A 15,966-nucleotide genomic window follows, 5' to 3' on the forward strand; every position below is an offset into this window, starting at 1 on the left:
CGGCTATCCCAGCAGCAGGCGCAGGATGATCGCCGCAATGACCGCGAGGGTCAGCCACTTGACGACGAGAGCCCCGCGCGGGCTCATGTTGACCTTCACCGCCAGCCAGGCCCCCAGCATGCTGCCCGCCGCCAGCATCAGGCCATACCCCCAGCGCACCTGGTCGTTGACCAGGAAGATCGCCAGGGCCGGCAGGGTATAGACCAGCACGATCAGCACCTTGAAGACGTTCACCTGGGCCAGGTCGATCTTCAGCATGCGATAGAGCACCACGATGAAGAGGATCCCCACCCCGATCTGGATGAAGCCGCCATAGAGGCCGATGGCGAACATCGCCAGGTAGACGGCGGGGGTCAGGCGCTCCGCGGTGAGCGCGCGGGTCTCCACCCGCGGCTGGGGCAGCAGCATCAGCACCGCCGAGCCCGCCATCACCGCGATCAGGATCGCCTCGAAGAGGGCATCATCGGTCTTGAGGGCCAGCCAGGCGCCAACCAGCGAGCCGGCCACCGCCGGCACCGACAGCCGCAGGGAAAGCCCCAGGTGCGAGGCGCCGGCGCGCAGGAAGCTGGCGACCGCCGAGACGCTCTGCAGGGCCACGGAGACCCGGTTGGTGCCGTTGGCCGCCTGGGGCGGCAGCCCCAGGAACATCAGCAGCGGCAGCGTCAGCATCGAGCCCCCCGCGGCGAGCACGTTGATGAAACCGGCCAGGGTGCCGATGGTGAGCAGGGCGAGGCCCTCGAGCAGCGTCATGATGGCGTCCGTGCGTAGCGAGTCGAAGGCCAACCAGCATACCGGCCCCGCTTGGCCGGGGGAATCTGACCGCCCGGCCCTGCTGTGCCATCATGGGCGCGAGAGAGATGCCCTGGCGAAAGGAGAGCAGCCATGCAGGATTTCGAGCCCGATGCCCGCCTGGTGGCGGACACCTACCCGATCACCGAGCTGCCCCTGTGCCAGCTGCGGCTGATGGACGATGCGCGCTTTCCCTGGCTGGTGCTGGTGCCGCGCCGCCAGGCGGTCAGCGAAGTGTTCGACCTCGACGAGGCCGACCAGCACCAGCTGTGGCGCGAGGCGACGGCGGTCGGCCGCGCGCTGCTCGAGGCGCTCGCGGGCGACAAGCTCAATGTCGCCAGCCTCGGCAACGTGGTCGCCCAGCTCCACGTACATGCCGTGGTGCGCCGCCGCGGGGACGCCGCCTGGCCGGCGCCGGTGTGGGGCCACGGCCAGGCCGAGCCCTATGACGCGGACGCCCTGGCCGACATGCGGGCCCGCATCCTGGCCGAGCTGGAGCGGCTGAGGCTGGGCGAGCGCGGCTGAGGCGACGGCACCGAGACGGGCGATACCGAGACGATCTCGCGGCGGCGCCCTCAGGGGGAGGGCCCCAGCCGCGCCTCGAGGTCGGCGAGCAAGGGGGTCAGCAGGCCGGGCGGCAGCGCCCGGCCGCCCCGGGTGGCCAGGGCCTCGATCCGGCTGCCGCCCCCGGCCTCCGGCGAGAGACGCAGCGAGACGACATAGCCCGGCATGCGGGCCAGCGCGGCATCCAGCCGCCCGAGCTCGTCGTCGGCGTGGCGAATCACGTAGCCCCGCTCCATCAGCAGCGCCATGGCCTCGCGCAGGGTCGCCTCGGGCGCTGCCGACAGGCGCAGCTCGCGGGGCGGCACGGGAGCCGGCGAGGCGCAGCCGGCGAGCCAGGCGACCAGCAGCAGGGCAGTCAGCGCGCGCGTCATGGGGCCTCCCCGGCCGGCACGGCCCGGATGACGCGGCGCAGGTCGCGGCAGAAGTCGGCGTCGCTGGCGCTGCGCGATTCGCGCAGGTCGCCCCGCCAGTCGATCAGGCGAATGTCCCGGGTCACGCGCACCTCCCGCTCAGCCACCACTGCCGAGACCCGCTCGACGCGGGTCGCCTCGTCGATGCCCGGCCCGCCGCCGAAGCCGAGCACCACGCCCGTGCCGATATGGCCCCCGCTCCCCCCGCGCACGAAACCGCCGAGGCGCGGCAGGCGCTCGATGCCGTTGTCGTGGTAGATCGTGGTGCGAGCCCGGTCGGCGCTGACGAGCCCCAGGGACGCATCGGTGTGGCGCACCACGAAGCCCTCCGCCTCCAGGGCGGTGATCACCCGGGTCAGGTCATCGCCCGGCCCCGCGGGCCAGCGACACTCGGCAGCGGGGGCGGGCTCGGCCACCGGCAGGGTGGACGGCGTCATCTGGCAGCCGACGAGCAGCCCCGGCAGCAGCCACAGCAGCCATGCACGCATGGGATCGTCTCCACGAAAACTGGCCCATTCAGTCTAGGCGCTGGGCCCCGGCGACGATACGCCGGCCTTGAATCTCGCCGCCGCCGCCCGCATCTGGTGGGTAACGGCTATGGCGGCCATGAAGAGAATCGACTTATCCACGGCCGCCCACCGCAGTAAGCTGTCACCGAAGCGATCAAGGAGGCATTGCATGAGCGACACCAACACCATCGGCCTGCACGAATCCAGCGCCAGCCAGCTCGCCGAGAAGCTCAACGAGCTGCTGGCCAACTACCAGATCTTCTACATGAACGTGCGCGGCTACCACTGGAACGTGAAGGGCCCGCAGTTCTTCCAGCTCCACGAGAAGTTCGAGGAGTTCTACACCGACCTGCTGGTCAAGGTGGACGAGGTCGCCGAGCGCATCCTGACCCTCGGGCATACTCCGGTCCACGCCTACAGCGACTACGTGAAGATCGCCCGCATCCAGGAGGACAAGGACGTTCACGACGGCGAGGCCTGCGTGCGCGGCGTGCTCCAGGGCTACCAGACGCTGATCGAGCTGCAGCGCGAGCTGCTCTCCCTGGCCTCCGACGCCGACGACGAGGGCACCGCCGCCCAGGCCGGCGACTACATCCGCGAGCAGGAGAAGACCGTGTGGATGCTGGACGCCTACCTCGGCTGATCGCCCCGGAGGCCCTCGGCCTACGCCACGCATGAACGCCGAACGCCGCCCTCGGGCGGCGTTCTGGTGTCTGGCGGTCGCCTACTGGACCGAGCGGCGGATCAGGCGCGGCGCGAGGTCGCGTCCGTGCCCGGTTCGTCCTCCCCGCCGGGCCCGTCATGCCCGACCTCCTCGCCGTGGTCGCCGGCGGCCGCGCGCACGAGCTCGGCGGGCAGCGGCTTTCGCATCCGCACGCCGAGGCGTTCCAGCTCGGTGGCCTGGGCCACCAGGCTGCCCTGGCCGCTCGAGAGTCGCCCCATGGCCCGGCGCTGGCTGTCGCTCGCCCGCTCCAGGTGGCGCCCGACCTCCTCCAGGCTCTCGACGAAGCCCACGAACTTGGCCAGCAGCTTCTCGGCCCGCGCGCCGATCAGGCGCGCGTTCTCGTTCTGGCGCTCCAGGCTCCACAGGCCCGCCACGGTGCGCAGGCTCGCCAGCAGGGTGGTCGGGGTGACCACCACCACCTGGCGGTCGAAGGCCTCCTGGAAGAGCGAGTGGTCGCGCTCGAAGGCGGCGGCGAAGGCCGGCTCCACCGGCACGAACAGGAACACGAAGTCCGGCGAGTGGAGCCCCGGCAGGGCCGGGTAGTCCTTGCCGGCGAGGCCCGCCACGTGGCTGCGCAGCGACTGCAGGTGCGCCTTCATGGCCGCCTCGCGCTCGGCCTCCTCCTCGGCATTGACCACCCGGGTCCAGGCGACCAGCGACACCTTGGCGTCAATGATCAGGTGGCGGTCGTCGGGCAGGTAGATCACCGCGTCGGGGCGCTGGCGCCCCCGCTCGCCCGTGAGCGAGACCTCCCGGCGGTACTCGATGTCGCGGCGCAGGCCGCTGCGCTCGAGCACGGTCTCGAGCATCAGCTCGCCCCAGTTTCCCTGGGCCTTCTGGTCGCCCTTCAGCGCCCGGGCGAGCCCCGCGGCCTCCTCGCCGAGGCGGGCGTTGAGCCCGGCCAGCTGCTCGAGCTGGGCCTTGAGGGAGCCGCTGTCGCGGCTCTGCTGGCCGTGGAGCTCCTCGACCCGGCGGCGGAACTGGTCGACCTGCTCGCGGAAGGGCTTGAGCGTCGCCTCGAGACCATCGCGGCTCTGGGCCGTGAAGGCCCGCTGGCGCTCCTCGAAGATGCGCCCGGCCAGCTGGTGGAACTCCTCCTTCAGCCGCTCGCGGGCCTCCTCGAGCAGGGCCAGCTGCTCGCGGTGGCGCAGCGCCATCTGCTCGCGCTCGGTCTCGAGCCGGGTGGCCCGCTCGCGCTGCTCGGCGAGCCGGTCGCGGGTGCCGGCAAGCTCGGCCTCCAGGGCCGAGAGCCGCTCGCGGCTGGCATCCAGCTGGGCGTCGCTCTGGGCCAGCTCCTGCTCGAGACGCCGCGCGGCGGCCTCGCGCTCGTGCCGGGCCTCGTCCCGGGCGGCGAGCGCCGCCTCGGCGGCCGCCAGGCGCCGCCGCGTCCTCAGCGCCAGCACCGCGGTCAGCGCCAGAAGCCCCGCCAGCGCCACCGCGATCCCGCCGGCCGGCCCGGCCGCCTGCCACCAGGCGATCATCACCGCCCCGCTCCGGGCGCGCCACCCTCGGCGCCATCCGCTCCCGCGGTCGCCAGCTCCGCCACCAGGGCGCGCAGCAGCGTCCAGAACTCCTCCACCGAGGCGAGCTCCACCCGCTCGTCCGGGGAGTGGGCGCCGCGGATCTGCGGGCCGAAGGAGATCATGTCGAGCCCTGGGTACTTGCCGCCGAGGATGCCGCACTCGAGGCCGGCGTGGATCACCTTCACCTCGGGATCGTGGCCCAGCCGCTCGGCGTGCAGGCGGCGAAAGCGCGCCAGCAGGGGGCTTGACGGGTCGGGCGTCCAGCCGGGGTAGGCGTTCTCGACCCGGGTGCGGGCGCCGACGAGCTCGAAGAGCGCGCGGAAGCGGTCGGCCATGTCCGCGGTGGCGCTGTCGCGCAGTGAACGCACCAGGGCGCAGAGGTGGAAGCGCCCGGCCTCCAGCGAGACCACGCCAAGGTTGTTGGAGGTCTCCACCACCCCGGGCAGCGCGACGCTCATCCGCTCGACGCCGCAGGGCGCCACGTGCAGGGCCCGCACCAGCAGCCGGCTGGCCTCCCGCGTCAGGGCCTCGTCCGGCGCCGCCGCCGCGGGCGCGAGGGAGAGCGCGAGCCCATCGTCGACGCCGGCGAGCTCGTCCCGCAGCTCGTCGGCGAGCGCCTCTACCCGCGCCCGGGCATCGGCCTGCTCCTCGACCGGCAGCAGCAGGGTGGCGAAGGCCTCCCGGGGCAGGGCATTGCGCAGGGTGCCGCCCTGGTAGTCGGCGAGGCGCGCCCCGAGGGGCTCCAGGGCGCGCAGCACCCTGACCAGCAGCCGGTTGGCGTTGCCGCGCCCCTTGTGGATGTCGATGCCGGAGTGACCGCCCGAGAGCCCGGTGAGCGCGAGCGAGAGCGCCGCCTCGCCCTCCGCCGGCGGCGCGGTGGGGAGCTGGGCGTCGACGATGACGTCGGCGCCGCCGGCGCAGCCGATATAGACCTGGCCGCGATCCTCGGAGTCCAGGTTGAGCAGCACCCGTCCCTCGAGCCACCCTTCGGCCAGCTTCAGGGCGCCGCCCATGGAGGATTCCTCCTCCAGGGTGAAGAGTGCCTCCAGCGGGCCGTGGACCAGGGTCTCGTCCTCGAGGATCGCCAGCGCCGCCGCCACGCCGAGGCCGTTGTCGGCGCCCAGGGTGGTATGGCGCGCCTGCAGCCAGCCGTCGACCACCCGGGTCTCGATGGGATCCCGGGTGAAGTCGTGGGGGTGGTCGGCATTGGCCTGGGCCACCATGTCCAGGTGACCCTGCAGGATCACGCCGGGCGCCCGTTCGTGGCCGGGCGTGGCGGGCTTGCGGATGCGCAGGTTGCCGAAGGCGTCGCGATCGTGGGCCAGGCCCAGGCCGTCGGCCCACCGCTCGAGGGCGGCCACCAGGGCGGCCTCATGGCCGGAGGGGCGCGGCGTGTTGCACAGGGTGCGGAAATGGCGCCACAGCGGCCGGGGCGAGAGCTGCTCGAGATGTGCGTTCATGGGGCCTCTGTCCGACGGGGATTGCGGGCACTCTACCGCCCGGTCTCGGCGGGGGAAAGCCCGCCGTCGCCTTCATGAAGGCGCGCCACGGCCTCGCGCAGCCGGGCCTGGACGCCCTTCCTGCCCGTGACGCCCAGCCGCGTCGCCAGCCAGCTCGCCTCGCGCCCCTGGAAGGCCCAGGCCGCCAGGATCTCCAGCGCCTCGGCGTGTCCATGGTCGCCCTCCTCGACTCCGGCCCGGGCGCCGCGTCTCACCAGCGCCTGGATCGCCGGACGCGCGAGGGCGGGCTCGCGATGGCCGAAGGCCACGTCCGCGAGATCGCGCCGATCGGCGGCGTCGAGGGCGGGCGCCTCCCCCTCGGCGAGCAGGGCGAGGACCACCGCGGGCTCGAGGTCGGCCAGCTCGAAGGCCAGCAGGCCCGGCAGCTGGCGCTGGAAGCGCGCCGCCAGGCGCTCGGCGAGCGCCTCGCCGTCCGCGCTGGCAGGGCACACCACCATCAGCGCGTGCTCGCCGGTGGCGGCCTCCCGGGTCAGGCCGAGGCGCACGGCGCGAAAGCCCGCCGCGCGCCAGAACGCCAGCAGGCCCGGCGCGGCGCCGAAGCTCGCCCCCAGCAGGTCGATGCCCTCGTCCCGGGCCCGCGCGAGGGCGTCGTCGAGCAGCCGCCGCCCGCCGCCCCGGCGGCGCCGGTCGGCCGGCACGGCGATGCGCAGCACGCGACGCAGGCGCGCGGTCAGCGCCGCGCGTTCCCCGGCGTGGGCGGCGAGCGACTGGGCCAGCAGGTGGCCACGGGGGCGCCGCTCGCCCCGGGCCACCCGCTCGGCGAGCTCGACCGAGAAGCCGCCCTCGTCGCCGCACACCGCCACGCCCTCCAGCGCCGGGCCCGCCGAGAGGGTGGTGAGGCTCACCCCCGGGCCGTCCAGCAGGCGGCGCAGGTCGGCGGGGGTGGTGCGGTAGTGGGCCTGCACCAGCAGGCCGAACAGCGTGCGCAGCCGCGGCTCGTCATGGGCCAGGGCGGCGCGGTCCAGGCGCGCGACGCCCGGCGCACCGGCGCCGGACGTGTCCGCGTCCGGCTCGGCGTCCAGCAGCAGCAGGCGGGCGGTGAGCGCCTCGAGGGGATCGCCTGGCGCCCAGCGGATCGGCGCGGCCAGGTGGCATTCGCGATAGTCGGGGGCCTGGCGCTCGAGGCGCTCGCGAAAGCGCAGCGCGAAGCCGCGCCCCGAGCCCTCGTAGCCGTGCACGGTGGTGGCGAAGGCGATCCGCGGGAAGGCCTCGAGCCAGCGTCCCAGCAGGGGGGCGGGGATCGCCGCCGCCTCGTCCACCAGCAGCCAACGCCCGGGGCCGCCCACCTCGCCACGCTCGGCGAGGCGGGCCAGTTCGTCGGGCGCCAGGAAACGCACCTCTCCCCCGGGGGCCTCGAAGGCCTGGCCGTGGCGCCGGCCCTCGGGGCAGAGCGCCGCCAGGCGCTCGAAGAGCCCGGCCACCGCCGCCGGGCGCGGTGCGGTGACCAGGATCTCGACCTCGCTCGAGCCCGCCGACGCCCCCTCCGCGAGCAGACGCGCGCAGGCGATGCCCAGCGCCGCCGTCTTGCCGCGGCCGCGGTCGGCGGTCAGCACCAGGGGCCGGCGGCGGCGCAGCCGGGTCAGCCGGGCCACCGCCTCGGCCTGGTCCCGGGTCAGGCAGGCGTCGTCGCCGGCGGCGGGCGAAGGCTCGTCCGGCGCCTCGGGAAGGTCCGCCATGCGTGGCGCCTGCCCCGCGGTCCAGCGGATCACCCGGGCATCGCTGGCCAGCAGCCGGGCGAGGCGCGCCAGATAGCGGGCGGTGAGCGCCTCCGCCCGCCAGGGATGATCGGCCAGGCGAGCATAGTCGGCGTCCGGTCGCCGCCCCCAGTCGGAAGGCGTCATCAGCACCAGCAGACCGCCGGCGGTGAGGGTGCCGGAGAGCGCCCCGAAGGCCTCGGGATCGAAGCCGTCGTCGGCCGAGACGGCGTCGATCACCACCAGGTCCTGCTCGCCCCCCAGCCGCGTGCGAGCCTTGGCCGGTGGCAGCCAGGCCGAGGCCGCGAGGCCCTTTGGGGGCGCGGCGGCGACCCACAGGGGCGCGCTCCAGCCGCCCGTCGCCCCCGGTCCTTGATGTCCCGCCCCACGATGCCACAGCGCCAGCGCCTCGCGCCGACAGGCCTCGGCCTCGCCGGTCAGCCACACCAGGCCGCGCCAGCGGCGGCCGGCGAGCCGTCGCGCCTGCGCCAGCAGGGCGCCGGTCGCGCCCGCCTCCGGGGCGTTGCCGTCGCGCCCCCCCTGTTCTCTGCCGCTCATGCCCTCGTCTCCTGTCGACGCTGCCCTGTCCGAGGCGCCTTTCCCGAGGCGCCCGCCTCCCACTTTGGTCTTATATAAGCACGAGGTTCAACGCTACGCGCCCTCCCCGATCGACTGTTTACGTTAACGTAAACATCAAGCAACTCCTTGATTCTCATGCCATACCTTCCGACCGAGGCGGCCAGGCTCGCCGCCGACAGGCCGCCATGGGGCCGGTCTCGCGCCCCGTCGCCGGCGTATCGGCGCAATCGAATCCTGACCGTGCGACGTGCTAGCTTGAGGCGAGCGCCGCGACGCCGTCGGAGCGTCGGCGTCGCGGCGGGTGAACCGACTTGGCCAAGGCGGTGCCCACCGGCACTGCCGCTCGAACCAACAATAAAGGGACAACAACATGACAGCACTGCGCAGCTTCACCCTCACCGGCATCGCGGCCGGCGTCGCCCTCGCCGCCCTGAGCAGCACCGCCCAGGCCCAGGAGTCCTGGACCATGACCACCACCTGGCCGGACAACCTGGACCTGATCCAGATCGACCGCCACTGGGCGGAGCTGGTCAACACCCTGGCCGGCGACGAGCTGACCATCAACTTCCGCGCCGGCGGCACCCTGATGCCCGGCACCGAGGTGTTCGACGCCACCCAGACCGGCGCCATCCAGGCGGCCGGCGACTGGCCCGGCTACTGGGCCGGCCTGAGCCCGGCCTTCTCGCCGCTGGCCACTACCACCAGCCTGTTCAACGGCGTGGATTACCTGAACTGGATCAACCAGTGGGGCGGCTTCGAGCTCTACCAGGAGGTCTACGGCGACTACAACATGGTCTACCTGCCCTACGGCATCACCAACAACGAATCCGGCTTCCGCGGCGGCACGCCCATCGAGAGCATCGCCGACCTCGAGGGCAAGCGCCTGCGCCTCTCCGGTCGCGACCAGGGCCGGGTGCTCGAGCAGCTCGGCGGCTCCCAGGTCACCCTGGCCGGCGGCGAGATCTATCAGGCCATCGAGCGCGGCGTGGTCGACGGCGCCGAATTCTCCACCCCGGGCGTGGACTACAAGGCCGGCTTCTCCGAGGTCGCCGACTACTGGTCCGTCCCGGGCTGGCACCAGTCCGCCAGCGTGTTCGGCGTGATGATCAACCAGGACGCCTGGGACGCCCTCTCCGAGGAGACCCAGGAGAAGCTGAAGATCGCCGCCCAGGCGACCATGGCCTGGTCGCTGGCCTGGTCCGAGCGCGAGTCCACCGAGGGCACGGTGAAGTTCCTCGAGGACGGCACCGAGATCAACCAGCTCTCCGAGGAGGACCTCGCCGAGATCCAGCGCATTACCAACGAGGTGATCGTCCAGGGCGCCTGCGAGGACCCGATGCACGCCAAGGTCTACCACTCCATGATCAGCTACCTGGACCACTACGCCAACTGGCGTGACGTCTCGGTGCCCTACAACATGAGCCGAGTCACCGACGACCTGCCGTCCCTCGAGGAGATCGAGGCCTGCATGAACCAGTAAGCGGCCCGGGCCGGCCCTGCGGGGCCGGCCCCGATCGCGACGGTTCCGCCGACCTCCCTCCCGACCGCTTCGTCCGATGCCGAGAGCTCCCACCATGACTGCCATTGCCAGGGCCATCGATGCCCTCAACGAGGGCTTCGGCCGCCTTATCGCGCCGCTGCTCGCCGTGATCACGCTGATCGTGATCTATGACATCGCCATGCGCTTCTTCATCGGACGCCCCAGTGACTGGGCCTTCGATGTGACCAAGATGCTGTTCGGCGCCCATTTCATGCTGATGGCCGCCTTCGGGCTGCGCCATCATGCCCACGTCGAGGTCGACGTGCTCAAGCGCCTGCTCGCTCGCCGCAAGCAGGCGGTCCTCGAGCTCCTCGGCTACCTGATCTTCTTCGTGCCCTTCATCTGGATGCTGCTGACCCTCGGCTGGGCGTTCTTCGAACGCTCCTTCAGCCGCGGCGAGACCACCTACGGCATGATGGCCATCCCGGTCTATCCGGTGAAGGGCGTGATCGTGGTCGCCGCCGGCCTGCTGCTGCTGCAGGCCATCGCCATCGTCATCCGCGCCGTCCAGGCGCTGGGCAAGGAGACCCCCGCATGAACGCCGAGATGCTCACCCTGTTCATGTTCGGCGGCCTGCTGGTCGGCCTCTTCATGGGCCATCCGCTGGCCTTCGTGCTCGGCGGCGTCGCCGTGCTCGGCGCCTGGTTCGGCCCCGGCGCCAATACGCTGGGCATCCTGATCAACAACATCTACGGCAACGCCATGGACAACTACGTCCTGGTGGCCATCCCGCTGTTCATCCTGATGGCGCGCTTCCTCAACGACTCGGGCGTCACCGAGAAGATGTTCGAGTCGATGCGCCTGCTGCTCGCCAACCTGCGCGGCGGCCTGGCGCTGACCGTGGTGGTCGTGTCGGTGCTGCTGGCCGCCACCACCGGCATCGTCGGCGCCTCGATCGCGGTGATGGGCATGATCGCCCTGGTGCCGATGCTGAACTACGGCTACAACAAGCAGCTCAGCACCGGGGTGATCATGGCCAGCGGCTGCCTGGGCATCCTGATCCCGCCGAGCATCATGCTGATCCTGATGGCCAGCTACTCGCCGGTCTCGGTGGGCGCGCTGTTCGCCGGCGCCCTGGTCCCGGGGCTGATGCTCGGCGCGATGTACGCCCTCTACGTGCTGGTGATCTGCCACCTCAAGCCCGAGTACGGCCCGCTGGTGCCGGCCGAGGAGCGCGCCGGGGTCTCCACCGGCGAGCTTGTGAAGATGCTGGGCAAGTACGTGCTGCCGCCGATGGCGCTGATCCTCGGCGTGCTGGGCTCGCTGTTCACCGGCATCGCCACCGCCACCGAGGCCTCGGCCATCGGCGTGGCCATCGCCTTCCTGCTGTTCCTGATCTTCGGTGATCGCAAGGCGTCCACCTGCTACCGCACCCTGATCGAGGCCAGCAAGACCACCACCATGGTGATGCTGGTGCTGGTGGGGGCCACCGCCTTCACCGGGGTCTTCTCCATCGGTGGCGGCATGGAGGTGATCCACGAGGTGGTGATGGCGATGCCCGGCGGCACCACCGGTGCGCTGATCCTGATGCTCTTCCTGGTCTTCATCCTGGGCATGTTCCTGGACTGGACCGGCATCGTGCTGCTGAGCTTCCCGATCATGCTGCCGATCGTCGAGAGCATGGGCATCGACGTGCTGTGGTTCGTGGTGATGGTGGCCGTGGTGCTGCAGACCTCGTTCCTCACGCCGCCCTTCGGCTACGCCCTCTTCTACCTCAAGGGCGTGGCCCCCAAGGGGGTCGAGACCCTCGACCTCTACAAGGCGGTGATCCCCTTCGTGGCGCTGATCGTGCTGGCCTGCCTGCTGATGGCCGCCTTCCCGAGCCTGGTGACCGGCCTGCCGTCGCTGCTGATCGGCTACTGAGCCGTCTCACTTCCCCCCGGCTCGGCCCTCGACGCCCGCCGCTCCTCGAGCGGCGGGCGTCCTGCTTGACGGGGACACGGCGCGCGTGGCTGCAGTCGCCCCGGCCGGCTGATACAATTCTCGGCCGCAAGTTTCTCGCATCCCTGTAGCCCTCCCGGCACGGAAGGAGACTCCGTTGACCAGTCCGGCCCGTTCCCGCGCCCGCATCCCTTCCCGCCTGTCGCTGACCCTGAACCCCTGGAACGCGCTGACCATCGGCATCGCCCTGATCGTGGCGCTGCCGGTACTGGTGGTACTGGCGCACCTGTTCATGCCCACCGACGGCATCTGGCAACACCTGGGCAGCACCGTGCTGCCCCGCTACCTCGGCAATACGCTCTTTCTGGTGGTGACCGTCGGGCTCGGCACCTTCGTGATCGGCACCGGCACCGCCTGGCTGGTGGTGATGTGCCGCTTCCCGGGGCGTCGGCTCTTCGAGTGGGGGCTGCTGCTGCCACTGGCGGTGCCGACCTACGTGATCGCCTACGCCTACACCGACTTCCTGCAGTACGCCGGCCCTCTCCAGACCTGGCTGCGCGAGACCTTCGGCTGGTCGGCGGGGGACTACGTCTTCCCGGACATCCGCTCGCTGTGGGGGGCGGCGACCCTGATCACCCTGGTGCTCTACCCCTACGTCTACATGCTGGCGCGGGCGGCCTTCCTGGAGCAGTCGGTGTGCGTGCTGGACGTGGGCCGCACCCTGGGGCGCGGGCCCTGGCGGCTGTTCACCAGCGTGGCCCTGCCGCTGGCGCGCCCGGCGATCGTCGGCGGGGTGTCCCTGGCGCTGATGGAGACCCTCAACGAGTTCGGCGCGGTGCAGTACTTCGGCGTCGACACCTTCACCACCGGCATCTACCGCACCTGGTTCGGCATGGGGGAGCAGGTGGCCGCGGCCCAGCTCGCCGCCTGCCTGCTGGCCTTCGTGATCGCCCTGGTGCTGCTCGAGCGCTGGTCCCGGGGCAAGCGGCGCTACTTCCATACCACCGGCCGCTACCAGCAGATGCCGGAGTTCGCGCTCCACGGCGGGCGCGCCTGGGCCGCGACCCTGGCCTGCCTCGCCCCGGTGCTGCTCGGCTTTTTGATCCCCAGCGGCCTGCTGGGCTACCTCTCCGTCCAGGGTGGCGATGCCCTGTTCGGCAGCGCCTTCCTGGAGTACGCCGGCAACAGCCTGCTGCTGGCGGCGCTCGCCTCAGTGGTGGCCGTCGGCCTGGCGCTGCTCCTCAGCTACGGGGCGCGACTCAACCCCGGGCGCATCACCCGGGTCGCCACGCGGGTGGCGGCCATGGGCTACGCGGTGCCGGGCTCGGTGGTGGCGGTGGGCATCCTGATCCCCTTCGTGTGGCTGGATCATCAGCTCAACGACATCATGAAGGAGCAGTTCGGGGTCGTGGTGGGGCTACTGCTCAGCGGCTCGGCGTTCATCCTGGTCTACGCCTACCTGGTGCGCTTCCTGGCGGTCTCCTTCAACGCCATCGAGGCGAGTCTCGGCAAGGTGACGCCGAGCATGGACGCGGCCGCGCGGACCCTGGGTCAGACGGCGGGCGGCACCCTGCGCAAGGTGCACACGCCGATCATGCGCGGCAGCCTGATCGCCGCCGGCATCCTGGTCTTCGTCGACGTGATGAAGGAGCTGCCGGCCACGGTGATCCTGCGCCCCTTCAACTTCGACACCCTGGCCATTCGCGCCCACAACCTGGCCGCCGACGAGCGCCTGGCCGAGGCCTCGACCTCGTCACTGGCCATCGTGGCAGTAGGCATCATCCCGGTGATCCTGCTCAGCGTCGCCATGCGCCGCTCCCGCCCCGGCAGCTGAGGCCTCGTCGAGGGGGAAGACGAACACCTGGGAGTCGTCCAGGCCGATCATGATCGGCTGGCCCTCCCGGGGCAGGAAGACCCCCGGGGCCCGGGCGTGCAGGTGGGCCTCCTCGCCGTCGGCCGTGTGGGCGCAGATGTGCAGCAGGCTGGTGCGCCCCAGCAGCTTGGCCATGATGATGTGGCTGTGGTGATGCTCCGGCGGCTCGTTGAGCGGCACGACTCTCAGCGCCTCGGGGCGGATCATCACCCTCACCAGGCTGCCGTCGGGCAGCCCGTTCGCCGAGACCTCGCCCACCGGGGTCGCCACCTGGCCGTCCTGGACCCGCCCCTCGAGCTCGTTGACCTCGCCGAAGAAGGTGACCACGAAGGGATCGACCGGCGCGCAGTAGAGCTCCAGCGGGGTGCCGGCCTGCACCACCCGCCCCTCGCGCATCAGCACGATGCGATCGGCCATGAACATGGCCTCCTCGGGGTCGTGGGTGACCAGCAGCACGCCCGTGCCCACCTTCTTCAGCACGTGCAGGGTGTCATCGCGGATGCGGTCGCGCAGGCGGGCGTCGAGGCTCGAGAAGGGCTCGTCGAGCAGCATCAGTTGCGGCGCCGGCGCCAGGGCGCGGGCCAGGGCGATGCGCTGCTGCTGCCCCCCCGAGAGCATGTGCGGAAAGACCCGCGCATAGCGCTCCATGCCGAGCAGCTCGAGCAGCTCGTAGGCCCGCCGGCGGCGCTGCGGGGCGGGCAGGGCCTCGAGGCCGAAGGCCACGTTGTCGAGCACCGAGAGGTGCGGGAAGAGCGCCGAGTCCTGGAAGGCCAGGCCGACGTTGCGCTTCTCCGGCGGCACGTGGCTGCGCCCCTCGCCCATCGACTCGCCGCCCAGCGCCACGCGCCCCTGCTGCACCCGCTCTAGCCCCGCGGCGATGCGCAGCAGGGTGGACTTGCCGCAGCCCGAGGGGCCCAGCAGGCAGACGATCTCACCGGGCTTGACGTCGAGGGAGACATCCTCGACGGCCGGGTGCTGCTGGTAGGCGTGACGGATCTGGTGCATGGCGAGCACCGGGGCGGTGCCGGCCGGCGCGTCTGGCGTCAGGGTCGATGGACGGGTCATGGGGTCTCGACTGCCGGTTGAGAGTGTCTGGCCAACATGGTAACGCGAAAGCCTCCCGAATGCGTTGTACTATCGCTCGCATTCCAGCGCCGGCCTCCCCGAGGCGTCCCGCCACCTGACCTGGATCAGGTCGGCCGCCCGCCGGGCTTGACGAGGGCGCCGGGAGGGGCTTCAATGGCGAAAGTTTAATGTTAAGCATTATCATTTCAGACCATCGCCATCCACGAGGCCCCCCATGTCGCTGCATCGTCGTTCCGCCCTGCCCCTCGCCGCCCTGGTGGCCGGCTCCGCCCTGGCCACCCAGGCCTCCGCCGCCGAGGAGCTCAACATCTACTCGGCCCGCCACTACGACTCCGACGCGGCCCTCTACGCGGCCTTCACCGAGGAGACCGGCATCGAGGTCAACGTGCTGGAGGGCGACTCCGACCAGCTGATCCAGCGCCTCAAGCTCGAGGGCGAGGCGGGCCCGGCCGACGTGCTGATCACCGTCGACGCCGGCCGCCTGTGGCGCGGCGAGCACGAGGACATCTTCGCCAGCGTCGAGTCCGAGGTGCTCGACGAGCGCCTGCCGGCCCACATGCGCCACCCCGAGGGCAAGTGGTTCGGCTTCAGCCAGCGCGTGCGGGCGCTGTTCATCGACCCCACCGCGGTGGACGCCGATGAGATCAGCCGCTACGAGGACCTGGCCGACCCGGCCCTCGAGGGCGAGGTGTGCATCCGCTCCTCGAACAACATCTACAACCAGTCGCTGCTGGCCTCGATGATCGCCCATCACGGCGAGGAAGAGGCCGAGACCTGGGCCGAGGGCGTGGTCGCCAACTTCGCGCGCGACCCCGAGGGCGGCGATACCGACCAGATCCGCGGCGTGGCCAGCGGCGAGTGCAGCGTCGCCGTGGCCAACCACTACTACTACGTGCGCCTGCTCCACTCCGACAACGAGGCCGACCGCGAGGTCGCCGAGAAGGTCGAGATCGTCTTCCCCAACCAGGAGGATCGCGGCGCGCACATCAACGTGGGCGGCGCCGGCATGGTGAAGGGCGCGCCCAACGAGAAGAACGCCGTGCGTTTCCTCGAGTTCCTCGCCTCCGATGAGGCCCAGGCCCTGTTCGCCACCGGCAACTACGAGTTCCCGGCGGTCGACGGTGCGGAGCTCGACGGCGTCCTCGCCTCCTGGGGCGACTTCAAGAAGGACGACCTGAACGTCAGCGTGCTGGGCGAGAACAACCCGGAAGCGGTGCGCATCTTCGACCGGGCCGGCTGGCGCTGAGCCGTCGGGTCAGCCTCAGACGAACACG

General features: G+C 71.6%; 14 protein-coding genes. 7 read left to right on the forward strand and 7 right to left on the reverse strand.

The window, feature by feature from the left end; translation table 11 throughout:
• Positions 1-3 precede the first annotated feature (3 nt).
• On the reverse strand, positions 4-750 hold the full coding sequence (locus FIU83_RS15620; RefSeq protein ID WP_152484902.1) for a sulfite exporter TauE/SafE family protein: 747 nt from the start codon (positions 748-750) through the stop codon (positions 4-6).
• A 132-nt stretch (positions 751-882) separates the two neighbouring features.
• On the opposite strand from FIU83_RS15620, the gene FIU83_RS15625 reads away from it, so the two are divergent.
• Positions 883-1,314 carry an HIT domain-containing protein gene (locus FIU83_RS15625; protein WP_152484903.1) on the forward strand — a complete coding sequence of 144 codons (432 nt, stop codon included), beginning with the start codon at positions 883-885 and terminating at the stop codon, positions 1,312-1,314.
• Between the two features lie 50 nt (positions 1,315-1,364).
• Here the strand turns inward: FIU83_RS15625 and FIU83_RS15630 are convergent, their stop codons facing one another.
• Together FIU83_RS15630 and FIU83_RS15635 are read right to left on the reverse strand one after the other, a co-directional pair.
• Positions 1,365-1,724 carry a hypothetical protein gene (locus FIU83_RS15630; RefSeq protein ID WP_152484904.1) on the reverse strand — a complete coding sequence of 120 codons (360 nt, stop codon included), beginning with the start codon at positions 1,722-1,724 and terminating at the stop codon, positions 1,365-1,367.
• Positions 1,721-2,251 (reverse strand): hypothetical protein, encoded by a 531-nt coding sequence (locus FIU83_RS15635; RefSeq protein WP_152484905.1) that lies wholly within the window; start codon positions 2,249-2,251, stop codon positions 1,721-1,723. The genes FIU83_RS15630 and FIU83_RS15635 overlap by 4 nt, the downstream gene beginning before the upstream one ends.
• 190 nt (positions 2,252-2,441) lie before the next feature.
• Between FIU83_RS15635 and FIU83_RS15640 the strand changes: the two genes are divergently transcribed.
• Positions 2,442-2,915: a Dps family protein gene (locus FIU83_RS15640; protein ID WP_152484906.1), complete on the forward strand. Its 474-nt coding sequence runs from the start codon at positions 2,442-2,444 to the stop codon at positions 2,913-2,915.
• A 101-nt stretch (positions 2,916-3,016) separates the two neighbouring features.
• On the opposite strand, the gene rmuC is transcribed toward FIU83_RS15640, so the two are convergent.
• Genes rmuC through FIU83_RS15655 form a run of 3 tightly spaced genes read right to left on the reverse strand, consistent with a single transcriptional unit; the run spans position 3,017 to position 8,291 of the window.
• A complete protein-coding gene (gene rmuC / locus FIU83_RS15645) occupies positions 3,017-4,477 on the reverse strand; it encodes a DNA recombination protein RmuC (protein WP_152485406.1) in 1,461 nt (486 codons plus the stop codon).
• Positions 4,477-5,979 (reverse strand): aminoacyl-histidine dipeptidase, encoded by a 1,503-nt coding sequence (locus FIU83_RS15650; protein WP_152484907.1) that lies wholly within the window; start codon positions 5,977-5,979, stop codon positions 4,477-4,479. Before FIU83_RS15650 ends, rmuC begins: the two co-directional genes overlap by 1 nt.
• A gap of 32 nt (positions 5,980-6,011) precedes the next feature.
• Positions 6,012-8,291 carry a tRNA(Met) cytidine acetyltransferase TmcA gene (locus tag FIU83_RS15655; protein ID WP_152484908.1) on the reverse strand — a complete coding sequence of 760 codons (2,280 nt, stop codon included), beginning with the start codon at positions 8,289-8,291 and terminating at the stop codon, positions 6,012-6,014.
• A 391-nt stretch (positions 8,292-8,682) separates the two neighbouring features.
• Between FIU83_RS15655 and dctP the strand changes: the two genes are divergently transcribed.
• From dctP to FIU83_RS15675, 4 genes are all read left to right on the forward strand, one after another.
• Positions 8,683-9,792: a TRAP transporter substrate-binding protein DctP gene (gene dctP, locus FIU83_RS15660; protein ID WP_152484909.1), complete on the forward strand. Its 1,110-nt coding sequence runs from the start codon at positions 8,683-8,685 to the stop codon at positions 9,790-9,792.
• A 94-nt stretch (positions 9,793-9,886) separates the two neighbouring features.
• Positions 9,887-10,390, forward strand: a complete 504-nt coding sequence (locus tag FIU83_RS15665) for a TRAP transporter small permease subunit (RefSeq protein WP_152484910.1) — start codon at positions 9,887-9,889, stop codon at positions 10,388-10,390.
• Positions 10,387-11,715: a TRAP transporter large permease subunit gene (locus tag FIU83_RS15670; RefSeq protein ID WP_152484911.1), complete on the forward strand. Its 1,329-nt coding sequence runs from the start codon at positions 10,387-10,389 to the stop codon at positions 11,713-11,715. Before FIU83_RS15665 ends, FIU83_RS15670 begins: the two co-directional genes overlap by 4 nt.
• A 175-nt stretch (positions 11,716-11,890) precedes the next feature.
• Positions 11,891-13,567, forward strand: coding sequence for an iron ABC transporter permease (locus FIU83_RS15675; RefSeq protein WP_152484912.1), 1,677 nt, complete (start codon positions 11,891-11,893; stop codon positions 13,565-13,567).
• Here the strand turns inward: FIU83_RS15675 and FIU83_RS15680 are convergent.
• Positions 13,487-14,671 (reverse strand): ABC transporter ATP-binding protein, encoded by a 1,185-nt coding sequence (locus tag FIU83_RS15680; protein ID WP_152484913.1) that lies wholly within the window; start codon positions 14,669-14,671, stop codon positions 13,487-13,489. The genes FIU83_RS15675 and FIU83_RS15680 overlap by 81 nt on opposite strands.
• 235 nt (positions 14,672-14,906) lie before the next feature.
• Between FIU83_RS15680 and FIU83_RS15685 the strand changes: the two genes are divergently transcribed.
• Positions 14,907-15,938, forward strand: coding sequence for a Fe(3+) ABC transporter substrate-binding protein (locus FIU83_RS15685; RefSeq protein ID WP_152484914.1), 1,032 nt, complete (start codon positions 14,907-14,909; stop codon positions 15,936-15,938).
• The last annotated feature ends 28 nt before the right edge of the window (positions 15,939-15,966 follow it).

Source organism: Halomonas sp. THAF5a (assembly GCF_009363755.1).
GTDB lineage: Bacteria > Pseudomonadota > Gammaproteobacteria > Pseudomonadales > Halomonadaceae > Halomonas.